At 66.8% G+C, this 14,350-nt stretch carries 16 protein-coding genes; 1 reads left to right on the top strand and 15 read right to left on the bottom strand.

Annotated elements, in window-relative coordinates; genetic code table 11:
* Positions 1 to 67: 67 nt before the first annotated feature.
* The 9 genes from lgt to hisI form a co-directional block, all read right to left on the bottom strand.
* Positions 68 to 1,129 (bottom strand): prolipoprotein diacylglyceryl transferase, encoded by a 1,062-nt coding sequence (lgt, locus tag QM721_RS14985; protein WP_415123402.1) that lies wholly within the window; start codon positions 1,127 to 1,129, stop codon positions 68 to 70.
* A gap of 66 nt (positions 1,130 to 1,195) precedes the next feature.
* The gene (locus QM721_RS14980; protein ID WP_415123400.1) at positions 1,196 to 1,825 is read right to left on the bottom strand and encodes an SCO family protein; all 630 of its coding nucleotides are present in this window, start codon (positions 1,823 to 1,825) and stop codon (positions 1,196 to 1,198) included.
* Positions 1,822 to 2,643, bottom strand: coding sequence for a tryptophan synthase subunit alpha (gene trpA / locus QM721_RS14975; protein WP_415123398.1), 822 nt, complete (start codon positions 2,641 to 2,643; stop codon positions 1,822 to 1,824). The genes QM721_RS14980 and trpA overlap by 4 nt, the downstream gene beginning before the upstream one ends.
* Positions 2,640 to 3,878, bottom strand: coding sequence for a tryptophan synthase subunit beta (gene trpB / locus QM721_RS14970; protein ID WP_415123459.1), 1,239 nt, complete (start codon positions 3,876 to 3,878; stop codon positions 2,640 to 2,642). The genes trpA and trpB overlap by 4 nt, the downstream gene beginning before the upstream one ends.
* Positions 3,879 to 4,249: 371 nt before the next feature.
* Positions 4,250 to 5,032: an indole-3-glycerol phosphate synthase TrpC gene (trpC, locus tag QM721_RS14965; protein ID WP_415123396.1), complete on the bottom strand. Its 783-nt coding sequence runs from the start codon at positions 5,030 to 5,032 to the stop codon at positions 4,250 to 4,252.
* A 2-nt stretch (positions 5,033 to 5,034) separates the two neighbouring features.
* Positions 5,035 to 5,241: an HGxxPAAW family protein gene (locus QM721_RS14960; RefSeq protein ID WP_415123394.1), complete on the bottom strand. Its 207-nt coding sequence runs from the start codon at positions 5,239 to 5,241 to the stop codon at positions 5,035 to 5,037.
* Between the two features lie 27 nt (positions 5,242 to 5,268).
* Entirely contained in the window at positions 5,269 to 5,751 is a 483-nt protein-coding gene (locus QM721_RS14955) for a hypothetical protein (RefSeq protein ID WP_415123392.1), read from the bottom strand.
* Positions 5,752 to 5,805: 54 nt separating this feature from the next.
* A complete protein-coding gene (locus tag QM721_RS14950; protein WP_415123390.1) occupies positions 5,806 to 7,317 on the bottom strand; it encodes an anthranilate synthase component I in 1,512 nt (503 codons plus the stop codon).
* Positions 7,314 to 7,664, bottom strand: coding sequence for a phosphoribosyl-AMP cyclohydrolase (hisI, locus tag QM721_RS14945; protein ID WP_415123388.1), 351 nt, complete (start codon positions 7,662 to 7,664; stop codon positions 7,314 to 7,316). The genes QM721_RS14950 and hisI overlap by 4 nt, the downstream gene beginning before the upstream one ends.
* A 96-nt stretch (positions 7,665 to 7,760) precedes the next feature.
* On the opposite strand from hisI, the gene QM721_RS14940 reads away from it, so the two are divergent.
* Positions 7,761 to 8,390, top strand: coding sequence for a TIGR03085 family metal-binding protein (locus QM721_RS14940; protein ID WP_415123386.1), 630 nt, complete (start codon positions 7,761 to 7,763; stop codon positions 8,388 to 8,390).
* A gap of 117 nt (positions 8,391 to 8,507) precedes the next feature.
* On the opposite strand, the gene QM721_RS14935 is transcribed toward QM721_RS14940, so the two are convergent.
* From QM721_RS14935 to QM721_RS14910, 6 genes are all read right to left on the bottom strand, one after another.
* The gene (locus QM721_RS14935) at positions 8,508 to 8,915 is read right to left on the bottom strand and encodes a hypothetical protein (RefSeq protein ID WP_415123384.1); all 408 of its coding nucleotides are present in this window, start codon (positions 8,913 to 8,915) and stop codon (positions 8,508 to 8,510) included.
* Positions 8,912 to 9,283 carry a DUF6973 domain-containing protein gene (locus QM721_RS14930; RefSeq protein WP_415123382.1) on the bottom strand — a complete coding sequence of 124 codons (372 nt, stop codon included), beginning with the start codon at positions 9,281 to 9,283 and terminating at the stop codon, positions 8,912 to 8,914. The genes QM721_RS14935 and QM721_RS14930 overlap by 4 nt, the downstream gene beginning before the upstream one ends.
* Positions 9,249 to 10,688 (bottom strand): hypothetical protein, encoded by a 1,440-nt coding sequence (locus QM721_RS14925; RefSeq protein ID WP_415123380.1) that lies wholly within the window; start codon positions 10,686 to 10,688, stop codon positions 9,249 to 9,251. The genes QM721_RS14930 and QM721_RS14925 overlap by 35 nt, the downstream gene beginning before the upstream one ends.
* A gap of 415 nt (positions 10,689 to 11,103) precedes the next feature.
* Complete coding sequence (locus QM721_RS14920) at positions 11,104 to 11,409, bottom strand: hypothetical protein (RefSeq protein ID WP_415123378.1); 306 nt, start codon at positions 11,407 to 11,409, stop codon at positions 11,104 to 11,106.
* Positions 11,410 to 12,178: 769 nt separating this feature from the next.
* A protein-coding gene (locus tag QM721_RS14915; RefSeq protein WP_415123376.1) for an IS3 family transposase occupies positions 12,179 to 13,392 on the bottom strand; the annotation gives its coding sequence in 2 pieces (ribosomal slippage) (positions 12,179 to 13,117 and positions 13,120 to 13,392; 1,212 coding nt in all).
* A 480-nt stretch (positions 13,393 to 13,872) separates the two neighbouring features.
* Positions 13,873 to 14,307, bottom strand: a complete 435-nt coding sequence (locus QM721_RS14910) for a hypothetical protein (RefSeq protein WP_415123374.1) — start codon at positions 14,305 to 14,307, stop codon at positions 13,873 to 13,875.
* Positions 14,308 to 14,350 lie beyond the last annotated feature (43 nt).

Below are 14,350 nucleotides of genomic sequence, written 5' to 3'. Positions count from 1 at the left end.
AATCCCCAGCCACAGCGGCATGACCCAGGTCTCGACACGCTAGGCCGGCAAGAAGTCAGGCCATCTCTCAGTCTGCGCTGGCGTTCCCGGTGGCCGACGCCGTCGGCCCGTGGTCGGTCTGCTCGCTTGTCTGCTCGACCTTGATGTTTGCTTCGCCGTCGGCCGCATCCAGTTCGGTGGCTTCACCGGCACGCCCGCCAACGAGGCCAGCCTCGGCGGCGTCGGTATCGGTGTCGGCGTCGTGGGTCTGGTTCGACTGGGCTGCAGAGATTCGCTCCAGCTCGTGTCCGGGCAGGTATACCGACGGCTCACGTCCGGGTTTGCGCTTCACCAGCCAGATCAGAGTGGCCACTCCGGCCAGGCAGATCATTGCTGCCACAAACTGGTTGAACCTGATCGGCCCGAAGGTGTCGTAGCTGAAGTCGAGCCGAATGCCCTCGGTGAAGAACCTGCCGAACCCGTACAACGCGATGTAGAGCGCGAACACCTTGCCCCGGCCCAACCGGAAACGCCGATCGGCCCAGATCAGCACGCCGGCCACCAGCACATTCCACAGCGATTCGTAGGCGAAGGTGGGGTGAAAAGTCGCGTACTGCTCGTAGCCGGGCAGCCGGTGCGCGGGGTCGATCTCGAGCCCCCAGGGCAAATCGGTCGGCAGGCCGTAGAGCTCCTGGTTGAACCAATTGCCGAACCGGCCCAGTGCCTGACCCACCGCGATGCCGGGCGCGAGCGAATCGGCCAGCGACGAGAACCGGACCCCGGCGCGCCGGCACATCAGCCAGGCCGCCAGCGCGCCGCCGCCGATCGCCCCGTAAATGGCGATGCCGCCCTCCCAGATGCGTAGCACGCTCCACGGGTCGATGCCGGGGGCGAAGTAGTCACCCAGATGAGTCAGCACGTGGTAGACCCGGGCGCCGACGATGCCCAGCGGAATGGTCACCACGACGATGGTCTCGAACTGCTCGGCCGTGCCGCCTCGGGCCTGCCAGCGGCGATTGCCGATCGCCCAGCCGGCGACCATGCCGGTGATCAGGCACAGCGCGTAGATGTGTAGAAAGAACGGCCCGAGTTGCCAGCCGCTGGTCGGCGGCGAGGGTATCGACAACAGCACCCGATCATCCTGCCCCATCGAGCCAAGAAGCAGTGCGCACGAGCTCTTCCGCGAGAAGCGCCGGCCGGTCAGAGTGCGTCCGCACTACCCCTGCGCGGCCGCGAACTTCTCGAAGTCGTTCTTGAAGGAGCCAATCGAGGTGCCCTGGGTCCACACCAGCCGGCCCTTGCGGGCCGCGTCGAAGCCGATCACCTGGGTCGAGTGGGTGACTTCGTAACCGTTGCCCGACTTGGTGGTGCCCTCGACCACGACCCCCATCGTGGTCGCGATCGACCGAACCTGCTCCAGCGGTGCGGTGAGCCCGATGAACGTGGGGTCGAAGCGAGCCAGATAGTCCTTCAGCACCTCAGGCGTATCACGGTCGGGGTCGACCGAGATGAGCAGCACCTGCACCTTGGCCCTGGTCTCGGGCGACACCCGGTTCAGAGCGCTGGCCAGGTCGGCCATCGTGGTCTTACAGATGTCGGGGCAGTTGGTGTAGCCGAAGAACACGATCAGCACGGGCTTGTCGCTGCCGGTGCGCAGGTCGAATTTCGCTCCGTTCGAATCGGTGAGCACCGCTTCCGGCATGGTGTACGGCTCGGTCAGCTCCACCCCGTCGTAGCTGGACGCGCTCGCGCTGCCCACGGGGCGCACGTCAGCGGCCGACCCGGCGCAGGCAGCCAGCACCAGGGCGGCGACGGCCGCCAGCAGCGTGCGGGCCGCCGACCTCATCGCCGGACGCCGGCCACCAGGTCGGCCAGCAGTACCTTCAACCCGCTCAGATCGCCGGGGGTGCCCGCGTCGTCGGCGTTCACCAACTGCTTGACGAAGGCCGAGCCGACGATCGCCGCGTCGGCGAACTCGCACACCCGGGCGGCCTGGTCGCCGTTCGAGATGCCCAGCCCGACCCCCACCAGGGTGTCGGGCGCGAGCGCGCGAACCCTGGCGACCAGATCGGGAGCCAGCGACGAGGTCTGCTCGCGGGTTCCGGTGACGCCCATCACGGCGGTGGCGTACAGCCAACCGCGGCAGGCGGCGGCCGTGGCGGCGATGCGCTCGTCCGACGACGACGGCGAGACCAGAAAGATGCGGTCCAGCCCATGCGCGTCCGAGGCGGCGAACCAATCCGACGCCTCGTCGGGCACCAGGTCGGGGGTGATCAGCCCCGCTCCCCCGGCGGCGGCCAGGTCGCGGGCGAAGGCGTTCACACCGTAATGGTCGACGAGATTCCAGTAGGTCATCACCACAGCCGGTGTGCCGGTGTTCGCCACCGTCTCGACCGCAGCGAAGACGTCGCGGGTGCGCACACCGCGCTCCAGCGCCCGGGTTCCGGCCCGCTGAATCACCACCCCGTCCATCACCGGGTCGGAGTACGGCAGGCCGATCTCGATCAGGTCGGCACCCGGCTGGTCACCCTCACCGCACAGCGTGCGTAGCACCAGTTGCGAACCGGGCAGGTCGGGGTAGCCCACCGGGTAGTAGGCCACCAGCGCCTTGCGCCCCTCGGCAGCGGCCCGCTGCAGTGCGAGCCCCGAGATGCCGGCGCTCACAGCTCGCCCCCCACGCTGGCGTCGGCCGAGCCGTCGATCCCGAACCACCGAATGGCTGTGTCGACGTCCTTGTCGCCACGACCCGACAGGGTGACCACGATGATTGGCGCGGCCTCGGGGTCGGCATCGGCCAGCCGCCGGCCCAGCCGCATGGTGCCGGCCAGGGCGTGGGCCGACTCGATGGCGGGCATGATGCCCTCGGTGCGAGTGAGCAGCAGAAAGGCTTCCATCGCCTCGGCATCGGTGACCGGCTCGTAATGCGCTCGCCCAGTGGCCGCCAGCCACGAGTGCTCCGGCCCGACGCCGGGGTAGTCGAGTCCGGCCGAGATCGAGTGCGACTCTTTGGTCTGGCCGTCCTCATCTTGCAGGATGTAGGTGCGCATACCGTGCAGCACCCCCACCGAGCCGCCGAAGATCGCCGACGCATGCCGTCCGGTCTCGACGCCGTCGCCGCCGGCCTCGAAGCCGTACAGCTCCACCGACGGCTCGTCGACGAAGTCGGCGAACATGCCCATGGCATTCGAGCCGCCGCCCACACAGGCGGTCACGGCGTCGGGAAGGCGTCCGTGACGTTCGAGCACCTGGGCTTTGGTCTCGGTAGAGATCACCCGCTGAAACTCGCGCACCATTTTCGGGAAGGGGTGCGGGCCGGCCACGGTGCCGATCAGGTAATGGGTGTCGTCGACGCTGGCGACCCAGTCGCGCATGGCGTCGTTCATCGCGTCTTTCAGCGTCTGGCTTCCCGATTCGACCGCGATCACCTCGGCACCCAGCAGTTGCATGCGGGCCACGTTGAGCGCCTGCCGATCGGTGTCGACCTTGCCCATGTACACCCGACAGCTCAGGCCGAGCAGTGCCGCCGCGGTGGCGGTGGCGACGCCGTGCTGGCCGGCGCCGGTCTCGGCAATGACCCGGGTCTTGCCCATTCGTTTGGTCAGCAACGCCTGGCCGAGCACGTTGTTGATCTTGTGCGAGCCGGTGTGGTTAAGGTCTTCGCGCTTGAGCAGAACCGTGGCGTCGCCGCAGTGCCGGGCGAACCGCTTGGCTTCGGTCAGCGGCGTCGGGCGGCCGGAGTAATTGCGCCGCAACTCGTCGAGCTCGAGCCAGAACGCCGGGTCGAGCATCGCCTTGTCGAACTCGGCCTCAAGTTGGGCCAGTGCAGCGTACAGGGCTTCGGGGACGTACTTACCCCCGAAGAGCTCGAAATGCCCGGCGGCATCGGGTAACGACACGATCGATCCTGTTCTTCACGGGTGCTGACGCCCCACTCTACGCACTCCGGCGCGGCAGGGATCGGTACCTCTCGATCGGCGACCGGGCGAGCCCGCGATCGTGCCCCCGCCGCCGAAGGTGATCCCAGCGCCGGGCTGGTCGAGCTTGTCGAGACCCCAAACAGAGCGCTCCCAATAGGGGTGAGGGGTTTCGACAAGCTCAACCAACGATGGTCGGGTTGATCAGCACTTCCCTGAAGAACCGCCGACCTTTCGCTGGTCGAGCTTGTCGAGACCCCAAACAGAGCGCTCCCAATAGGGGTTTCGACAAGCTCAACCAACGACGCAGGTTTCGACAAGCTCAACCAACGATGGTCGGGTTGATCCGCGCTTCCTTAACTGCCTGCGGCGATGAAGTCTTGAACCGCCCGGCGGGGGTCGCCGTGCCTCACCAGCGCCTCGCCGACCAGGATCACGTCGGCACCGGCATCCGCGACCAACCGCACGTCGGCGGTGCCGAGAATGCCCGACTCGGCCACCTTGACCACCCCGTCAGGGATCAGCCCGACCAGCCGCTCGAACTGGTGCAGGTCAACCTCGAGGGTGTGCAGGTTGCGGTTGTTCACCCCGAGCAGGTCGGCGCCGGCACCCAGGGCACGTTCGACCTCGTCGGCGGTGTGCGCCTCGACCAAGGGGGTCAGCCCCAGCATCCGGCACACCCCGATCAGGTGGGCGAGTTCGGCGTCGGTCAATGACGCCACGATCAGCAGGGCCAGGTCAGCCCCGGCGGCGCGGGCCTCCCAGAGCTGGTAGTCGGTGACGATGAAGTCTTTGCGCAGCACGGGTGTTTCGACGGCGGCACGCACGGCCACCAGGTCGTCCAGCGTGCCGCCGAAGCGACGCCGCTCGGTGAGCACCGAAATGGCCGACGCCCCGCCCGCCGCGTACTGCACAGCCAGGGCCGCGGGGTCGGGAATGACGGCCAGCGCCCCCTTGCTCGGGCTCGACCGCTTCACCTCGGTGATGATCGCCAGCCCGGGTGACCGGAAGGCCGGCAGCGGGTCGCGGGCCGGGGCCGTCACGGCCACCTGCGCCGCCAGTTCGTCGAGGCTACGGCGCGACTGACGCTCGGCGAGATCTTCACGAACGCCGGCGACGATCTCGTCCAGCACCCCCATGCTCAGGCCTGGCCCATGCCCATCTTGCGCATCACGCCCCCGACCAGGGCGCCGCCGAGAATCACCACGATCGACACCCAGAACAGCAGCCAGTTCGGCCCCATCAAGAAGGCGACGGCACAGATCAGGAACCCGACCAGCGCGATGATGCTGCCCGCCCACGCGGCCGGGGTTCGGCCGTGGTGATAGTGCTTGCCGCCCTGGCTCATGGTGCGCTCCCGTCGATAGTGGTGGGCCTATTCTTGCCGGTCGCGTAGCGTGTCGCCACCTGCGCCACGCTCGGCTGCTTCCAGGGCTTCGCCGGCCGTGGGGTCTTCGCCGGCATCCAGCGCCTTCCAGGCGTCGAGCGCCGGGTCGGGGGTGGCGGACGGGCGGGTGGCCGGCGCCGGCGAGAACAGCGACAACACCGCCCCCAGACCGGCCAGCAGCACGGAACCCAGGTAGACCCAGCGCCAGGGGGTGCCGGCGACCGCCGAGTCGGTCAGCGTGCTGCCGCCCAACGACGCCGGCGCCGCGGCGGTAAGGGCAACTGCCGCCGCGCCGGCCAGTAGCAGCGCCACCAGGACGACGACCACCCGCCGCACCACGGTGCGAAGAAGCCTGCTCAAGAAGGCGCCGGCCAGTGCCGCCAGCACCAGGGCCGCGGCTCCCCCGGACGTCGCCGCGGCACCCGACTGCGTGCTGCTGCCGGCCGTCCACCAGGACTGGCCGCAGGCCACGAGTGCCACCGCAGAGCCCGCCCAGAGTAGAACCGATGCCCCAACGCGCACGGTTCAGGCCCCGTTCACCCGGCGCAGCCGGTGCGCACCCTCGATGGCGCGGAGCACGGCAGCCGCCTTGTGCTGCACCTCCTGCTCTTCGTTGGCGGGCACCGAATCGGCCACGATGCCCGCTCCGGCCTGCACATGGGCGACGCCGTTCTGCACCACCGCGGTGCGAATCGCGATCGCGACATCGGAGTTTCCGGCGAAGTCGAAGTAGCCCACCCCGCCGCCGTACAGGCCACGCCGGGCCACCTCCAGTTCGTCGATGATCTGCATCGCCCGCACCTTGGGTGCCCCTGACAGGGTGCCGGCCGGAAAGCACGACAAGGTAACGTCGAGGGCACTGCGACCGGGCGCCAGCCGGCCCACCACCGCGGCCTCCAGATGCATGATGTGGCTGTAGCGGCGCACCTTCATGAACTCGACCACCTCGACGGTGCCAGGCTCGCAGACCCTGCCCAGGTCGTTGCGTCCCAGGTCGACCAGCATCAGGTGTTCGGCGCGCTCCTTGGGGTCGGCGAGCAGTTCAGCCTTGAGCGCGGCGTCCTGCGCGACGGTGCGTCCGCGCGGCCGAGAGCCGGCGATCGGGTGGGTCTCGGCACGTCCATTCTGTACCGTGACCAGTGCCTCGGGGCTGGAGCCGACCACGGCAAGCCCGGGCAACCGCAGCAGGTACAGGTAGGGGCTGGGGTTCGTTCGCCGCAGGATGCGGTAGATGTCGAGCGGGTCGGCGTCGGTGGCCAGGTCGAAGCGCTGGCTGGGCACGATCTGGAACGCCTCGCCGGCCTTGATCTCTTCCACCGCCGCCTCGACGGCCGCCATGTACTGCTCCGGGGTGCGCTGGCGAAGCACCGTGGGGGCCTCGGCGGCCTCGTCGCGCACGGCGACCAGCGGAACCGATGGCCGGGTCAACTCCCCTGCCATTGCCTGCACCCGGTCGCGGGCATCGCTCCAGGCCAACTCGACGCGTTCGGGCGAATCGTCGAAGTTGAACGCGTTGGCCAGCAGCCACACCTCGCCGGTGTGGTGGTCCAAGATGGCCATGTCGCTGACCATCATCATCACCAACTCGGGCAGGTTCAGGTCATCCGGGTTGCCGTCCGGCAGCACCTCGAGGCGCCGGACGACGTCGTAGGCCAGGTAGCCGACCATCCCGGACGTCAGCGGCGGCAGGTTCTCGTCGGCCGGGGTGTGCAGGATCTGCAGGGTCTCGGCGAGCACCTGCAACGGGTCACCGCCGGTCGGCAGACCTTCGAGGGGGCGTCCGGTCCAGCGTGCCTCGCCGCCGGACTCGGTCAGCGTCGCCACCGAGTGGACGCCGACGAACGACCAGCGCGACCACATGCCGTTGTCAGCCGACTCGAGCAGGAAAGTGTGGTCGCGGTCGCCGCACAGCCGGTGGTACAGCCCGACCGCGGTCAGGTCGTCGGCGAGCAGCCGGGTGTAGACCGAAATGACCCGGCGTGTACGGGCCAGGTCGAGAAACTCGCCCAGGTCGGGGGTGACGGGCAGGCTGGTCATCGGCCCTCCTCGCTCAACAGGGTACGGTCGGTGAAACAGCTTGTCGTGCCGGTGTGGCAGGCCGGACCGGTCTGGTCGACCAACACCAGCAGGGTGTCGCCGTCGCAGTCCAGCGACACCTGCAGGACGTGCTGGACGTGGCCGGACGTCTCGCCCTTCACCCAGTACTCATTGCGGCTGCGCGACCAGTAGGTGCCGCGCCGGGTGGCCAGGGTGCGGGCCAGCGCTTCGTCGTCCATCCAGGCCAGCATCAGCACCTCGCGCGACGTGGCGTCCTGGACGACGGCGGGCACCAGTTGGTCGGCGTTGCGCTTGAGCCGTGCGGCGACGGCGGGGTCGAGACTCACGCGGTCATTGTGTCAGGGCCTTCGGGTGATCTGCCCTGGGGCCCAAGCTGCGTAGGGCCACTCAGCACCTACGCAGACACGCATTAGTCTGAGCGAATGCCAGCCGTGAACGAGCGAGCCCGGGTCGAACGGGCCCACACCTGCGACGCCCTGCTGGCGGTGGCGCCTGAGGCGCCCACCCTGTGCGAGGGCTGGGCGGCCAACGATCTGCTCGCCCACCTGATCATCCGCGACGGTGAGGTGACCAACGCGATCGGGGCCGTCATTCCGGCGTTCGCCGGCCGCTACGAGGCCCGGGTGGCTGAGTTGAAGAGCAGCGACTATGCCGAAGTGGTGGAAAAGCTGCGTCAGGGCCCGCCGAGCGGATCACTGTTCGCGATTCCGGCCGTGGACGCGGTGGCCAACTCGACCGAGTTCCTGATCCACGGCATGGACGTCCGGCGCGCCAACGACCTGCCCGAACCGGCCCGTGACGACGAGTTCCAGTCCTGGGCATGGTCACAACTGGCCCGCGTCGGCAAGCTCATGCTGCGCCGTCCCCCGGTCGCGCTCGCCCTGGAATGGTCCGGACGCCCCGAGCGCGTCGTCCGGGCAGGCTCCGGCAATCGCGTGGTCACCGTCATCGGCGAACCGAGCGAACTGCTGCTCTACGCCTTCGGACGCCGGGCCGCGGCCGACGTCCGCTACGTCGGGCTGGAATCGGCTGTCGAGGAAGCGCGCCGCTGAAGCCAATCGGGGCAACCTCCGTCGCTGGTCAGGTCGGCGCAGTAGGTCAGGGCACGCGCCACCGGTTGACGGAGTGCGGTGACATTCCCGAGACCGCTCTGCGCAAGCCCGTCCGGCCTACTCGAAGCCAAGGTCGACACTTCCCCGCACCGTCTTGTCGGACATTTCGGAGTAGCGAACGCCGAACAACTGACCGGCCCACAGACAGTCCAGCCCACCAGTTTGATCTGATGTCGCCTCAGGAACATGCGTGCAATCCAGCGCCAAGACTTCCTGCTTGAGCTTTGCGAAGGATGGGTGGGTCCACTCGACATAGGCGCTATCGCCGCTGTCACAGCCGACATATCCAGTCAATACAACTCCCGGAACTCGTCGCGCTAACTCATCCGCCCCCTGCAGGAGCGCCGTCTTCTCCTGACCATCACAGCCTCGCTCACGCCCTTCTCCGATCAAGGAACAGCCCGCCAACATGGTCAGGCCAACACACATCACTGCGGCCGTAAATCCAACGATCTGGCGACTCATTTCAGCACTCCGAGACGCCACTTGACCGAGCCAATTGCGCGCAGATAGCTGGCCACCTGCCGCATCCGTGCATGCACGGACATGTGACGATTGCGCCTAGCAATCGCTAACAAGGTGTTCTGATGAGAAACCCCGTAGTTCCTTGCTATGCTATTGTTGTAAAGGTCACTTTTTGAAGCTTTCGAACCCCAATCACCCCCACCTCTCTCATGCGCATCTCCAATAGCGCGTGCCGCACCACGCCCCACAAACGCTGCAATCATCGCCTGACACATGAAGTGTCGGACGGCATTCTGAATTCCTTTGCCATGCTTTCCCCCCAACTTCTGAGCCTCAGTATTTGCCACCTCTGAGATCAGAGTCATCATGCCGCAACTCGAGAGATACTGGAAACAGACTAGCGGGGTTGTGGGTGACTGCTTGTTTGGGTTGGCCGTATTCGTCGAAGTCGGTCCACGTGTCGGTGGTGGTGACTGCTGTTCCGTCGTGGGCTTCCGATCCGGTCGGGATGGTGATGATGCTGGCGATGTCGCCACGCAGCCCGGAGATCGCTAGCTCGGCCTTGGTGACGCCCGCGGTGGTGGTGAGGGTGAGGCCGAGGTTCCCGGAGCCGAGTTCGGCATACCGGGTCGTGGTAGTGACACCGCCGCGGGTGTCGTCGGTCCAGGTGGGGTTGTCGTCACCGTCGGTGTAGTGCCGTTGCAACGTTTGGCTCGTCACACCGCCGGCGCTGACGTTCTGGGTCCAACGGCGCCCCGCACCGTCGAGACTGAACGCGGTGGTGGTGCCGTCCTGGGTGATCTTCCAGGACGCGTCCGTGTCGTAGTAGTCGAGGGTGATGGTCTTGTTGGCCGTATTTGGGGTGTCGGCGGCGGGCATGCTGGTTTGCCGGCCGAGCGGGTCGTAGGTGTAGCTGCCGGTGCCGTTGGCTCCGGTGGTGGGTCGGTCGGCCGCATCGAAGGCCCGGGTTTGGGTGGTGCCGCCGCTGGTTGCGCAGGCCCCGCCGCTGCCGGGGTTGCGGCTGGTTTGGCTGGTGCGGTTGCCGTGGCTGTCGAACCCGTAGAGCCGGACGGAACATTGACCGGCACGGGTGTCGCTGACAGAGGTCAGGCGACTGGCGCGGTCGTAGCCGTAGCTGAGGTCGGAGGCCGGGATGGCCACGGTGGGTGAGAAGCCGGCCCCGAACGCGGTTGCTTTCTCGTTCACCACCTGACCAAGGGTATTGCTGGCGGTCGTCCAGCCGAACCAGGACTGGTCAGCGATTCCCCCCACCGTTCCGTTGACCATGACCCCGGTGGGCGTCCCGGTCACGTCGAACTGGATACGGCGAATGACCCGTCCCGGCAGCCCTTCAGTGATGAGTGCTCCACCTTGATCATGGGCGGCGGTGGAGGAGTACCAGGCGCCACCGTTGAGCCGGGTCTCGACCATAGTGACCAAGCCACGTCGTTCCTGCTGGTTGTCGGCATTGGTGCCGTCGTAGGTGTATCTCGTTTCGCCCTGCGCGTCGGCGAGGCCGGCGACCCGGCCAACCGTGTCGTAGCTGGTGGTGGCGGTGTCAGTGATGGCGCCGACCGTATTGGTGTAAGTGAGTTGCCGACCCCAGTCATCGAAGGTCGTCGCCGTGTTCCCTGCGGTCGATGTGGTGCCCGTCACATGGCCAGTGGCGTCGTCATACCCGGTGGTGACCGCGGGAACGGCCTGCGAACCGGTCAGGTTCGTGGTCGTAGTGCTGGTGAGCTTGCGGTCCTTGCTGAACCTGGTCGAGATCATGTCGTATGGGCGGCAGGCAGGCCAGTCTGCCGACCAAGCTCGTCATAGCTGTAGCTGCCGGCACCGTTGCCGCCCGTCGTGGGCCGATCGGCGGCATCGAAAGCCCGGGTCACCGTGGTGCCACCGCTGGTCGCGCACGCTCCCCCGCTACCAGGTGCCGGCTGGTGTGGCTGGTGCGGTTGCCGTGGCTGTCGAAACCGTAGAGCCGAACCGTGCACTGACCATTCCGCACATCGTTGACCGAGGTGAGACGCCCCGCCCCGACATAGCCGTAACTCAAATCCGAGGACGGGATCGCAACGGTCGGTGCGAAACCGACGCCCACCGGGCTCGTCTTCTCGTTCACCACCCTGCCCAGCACATTCGAGGATGTCGTCCAAACCAAGCCTGATCCGCGATGCCGCCTGGTTGTGGCTCAGTCAGCATTGTGCTGTGCCCTCAGCTTCTCGAACTCAGCCGCGATGCGCAGCAGACGCTTGCGGTTGAAGCCAAGCAAGCCGGCGAACACAACTCGTTTCACCGGGAACTCCGGAACCGTTCGCTTGATGAACGTGATGCCCAGGCTGGGCATCGGGCCAAATGAGACTTCCTCCACCAAGATGCGCTTCACATCCGACCACGCCAACACCTTACCAAACGGAATACGAACACCACGATCATTCCAAATCGTTATCCGATTGCGACAATCAGACAGCCAGAGTCCAAGAAATGTGATTGTCATGGGTAGGCTATACCATGGGGAGTTGGTGCCACATCCGTCTGGCATGCAGTTTGCGAAGTAGATGAATAGTGTGCAGATCAGGAATATTGCCCAGCCCCAGCCGCCGTAGTGCCATCCCGAGAGCTTGTGGCTGGAAATCCAGCTGAGCATTACGTCGCTGCTGTCATCGCATTTGTCGGACTCGGTAGTAGGTGGATGTGATCGTCCCGGCGCGCACGTATCCGTCAGTGACCCAGCGAAACCCACGGCCCTGAATTCCAGAGCGCCACGCCAGGCGAGGACTCCGCCAGTAGGAGGGCCGTGAACCGCGCGAACCGGTGAAGTTCCGATAGGCCTGGGTGTATCGGGTCCGGCCACGGAAGTTGTTGCGCCACCCGATCTTGCCGGACTTCGCGTACCGCAGAGCACCACCAAGCCCTAGCCCTGCCACCGTGGATATCGCGTCACCGGCGTAGCGCCGCCAGTGCCTCCGCGCGGTCGCCCAACTGACTCCACCGTGCTGAGACATGTGCTGATGGGTTCGCACCACATAGGCCCCCGCCTGCATAATTCCGCATGCAAGTAGGCCAATCCCGGCCGAAGGCTCACGCCAGCCGCCCTTGGGAACCCGCACCCGAGCCACACCCGCCGATAGATCAGCAGTGAACCGACCCGTCGCCGGATCCGCCGTCACCAACGTCCGCTCATCGGTCAACGCGGAAACCTCAACCGGGCTACCCGATTCCTTCGCCTGAGGTTGACCCCAAAATCCGGACAGGTGGTTGTTTGGTCAGGCGGCCTGGAGGGCCGGCTGGTCGGTCTGTCGGGCCAGGTGGTGTTCGTACTGTAGTGGGCTGAGGTAGCCGGTCTTGGAGTGGCGCCGGCGGGCGTTGTAGAACCCGTCGATCCAGGCATAGACGCCGCGGCGGGCCTCGACGATCGTGGCGAACACGTGCCGGTGGTAGTACTCGTTCTTCAGCGTCGACCAGAACGACTCGGCTGCTGCGTTGTCCCAGCACACCCCGGTGCGTCCCATCGAGCGCAGCAGGTCGAGCTGGCCGGCCACCTCGGCGATCTGCTGGCTGGTGTACTGACAGCCCCTATCGGCGTGGAAGATCACCTTCCCGGGCAGCTCACCGCGCAGAGCGACGGCCTGACGCAGCGCGTCCTCGACGAGATCGGCCCGCAGGTGGTCGGCGATGACACGGCCCAGGACCCGGCGGGTGTGGCCGTCACGGACCGCGCACAGGTAGGCCCAGCCCTCACCAGTGGACAGGTAGGTGATATCGGAGAACCAGGCGACATCGCGGTGTCCCTTGTCGAAGTGGCGCTTGACCAGGTCCGGTGCCGGGTCGGGGTTCGGGCCGGGCACCGTGGTCGGCGGATGCCAGGTCCGGGGACTGATCCCGGCTATCTTGGCTTGCCGCATGAGCTTCGCGACCGTCTTGCGCGACACCGTCTCCCCAGCCTCCTGCAAGTCGGCGCGGATCCTCGGCGCCCCATACGTGTGATCGGAAGCCTTGTGGAACTCGACGATCTTGCCGGTCAGCTCGGCCCGCCGCTGCTCGGCGCGAGTCGGGCCGCCGCGACGACGCTTGCACCACTCGTAGTAGCGGCGCCGGTCAACCCCGAGCAGCCGGCACATCCGGCTGATCGTGTAGTTCGCCTTCTCCGCGTCGATCACCTCGAAGCACTCCTGCCGGGAGTGTTCTTCGCCGCGAAGAAGGCTGCGGCTTTTCCCAGGAACTCGTTGTCCATCCGCAGTTCGGTGTTCTCGTGCCGCAGCCGTTCCAGCTCGGCCCGCTCCGACACGTCCAACGGCGCCTCCGGCGGCGCACCGATCCGGTCCCGCTCGGCCTGGACCCAACGGCCCAACAGCTGCGCACCCACGTTGATCTCGGCCGCGACCGCCGCGATCGTGCGGCCGGTGTCGATCACCAGATGCGCAGCCTCACGCCGATACTCCGGGGTGTAACTCTTCCGCTTCTTCGAAGTTCCCATCAAGGACATCCTCTCCGGCGGTCTCCGACAAGGGAACCCGCCAAGACGGTGTCCGGGTTACGGGGTCAACCTCACGCCTGCCGCATCGCATCCGACTCACTCAACAAACCAGCCGCCGGTTTCGGCGACGGAGTCGGCGTCGGATCCGCATTCGCAACACCAGAACCGAAAATAGTCGCAACCAAAGCCAGAAACACAGACAAAACAATCGCGCGCTTGCGCATAACCAGAAAACCCCCGCAGCTCGACAACTCAAATCCCACGACGCGCCGATGCAGACCAACCAACCAACACAAAAGGGATGAGCACGAACTCACAGGGGGTGCGAGGCAAACAAATCTACCCGCCACACGCGTCAACGGTGACGCGAGAATCAAACCAGAACACCAGCACGGCGCGCAACCCAAAGGCGGCAGATCTGATATCGGGGGTGGGCAGGCGACCTGGCGTGACTTCAGAACTCGGACCCGGATGGGTGAGGGACTACTTCTTCGTGCCATCCGGAGGCCGGCCCAGGACCCACGCAAGCCATGCCGCGGTCGCCACCACTACGCCGGACACGTCGGCGGCCACGTCCCAAATATCACCGTCGCGACCCGGCAGCAGCCAGGCTTGGACGAGTTCACTGATCACCGCGTGGGCGGCGAACACCAGGGCCGGCCACCAATGCCGGACCACCAGCATCGCCAGCAAGGTGGGCGCGGCGAAGCCGAAGAAGTGCAGCACCTTGTCCGAGTTCGGGAACCATTCCGAAGCCCCCGGCTCACCCGGTGTGTACAACCCGTACAGGTGGGCGATGAGCGCCAACACCAGCGCAACGACCAGAGCGATCCGTAGCCATCGCGGGCCGGACGGCGCGCCCGCGCGGACGCCCGCGCATCCGACGTGACGTGTGACGGGATTCGACCGGGTGGGCACCGGCCCAGTGTGCCAGGGCCGCCGACGGGCAGCCGTCCGGGCC

Origin of the sequence: Micropruina sp., from assembly GCF_047602085.1 — a bacterium.
Taxonomy (GTDB): Bacteria; Actinomycetota; Actinomycetes; order Propionibacteriales; family Propionibacteriaceae; genus Micropruina.
This window is presented reverse-complemented; position numbering and strand designations above follow the sequence as displayed.

Coding starts and splice junctions, on each gene's coding strand:
- lgt (WP_415123402.1), bottom strand. CDS start 1,129: ATGGGGCAGGATGATCGGGTGCTGTTGTCGATACCCTCGCCGCCGACC.
- QM721_RS14980 (WP_415123400.1), bottom strand. CDS start 1,825: ATGAGGTCGGCGGCCCGCACGCTGCTGGCGGCCGTCGCCGCCCTGGTG.
- trpC (WP_415123396.1), bottom strand. CDS start 5,032: ATGGGGGTGCTGGACGAGATCGTCGCCGGCGTTCGTGAAGATCTCGCC.
- QM721_RS14960 (WP_415123394.1), bottom strand. CDS start 5,241: ATGAGCCAGGGCGGCAAGCACTATCACCACGGCCGAACCCCGGCCGCG.
- QM721_RS14950 (WP_415123390.1), bottom strand. CDS start 7,317: ATGACCAGCCTGCCCGTCACCCCCGACCTGGGCGAGTTTCTCGACCTG.
- QM721_RS14940 (WP_415123386.1), top strand. CDS start 7,761: ATGCCAGCCGTGAACGAGCGAGCCCGGGTCGAACGGGCCCACACCTGC.
- QM721_RS14935 (WP_415123384.1), bottom strand. CDS start 8,915: ATGAGTCGCCAGATCGTTGGATTTACGGCCGCAGTGATGTGTGTTGGC.
- QM721_RS14930 (WP_415123382.1), bottom strand. CDS start 9,283: ATGATGACTCTGATCTCAGAGGTGGCAAATACTGAGGCTCAGAAGTTG.
- QM721_RS14925 (WP_415123380.1), bottom strand. CDS start 10,688: ATGATCTCGACCAGGTTCAGCAAGGACCGCAAGCTCACCAGCACTACG.
- QM721_RS14920 (WP_415123378.1), bottom strand. CDS start 11,409: ATGACAATCACATTTCTTGGACTCTGGCTGTCTGATTGTCGCAATCGG.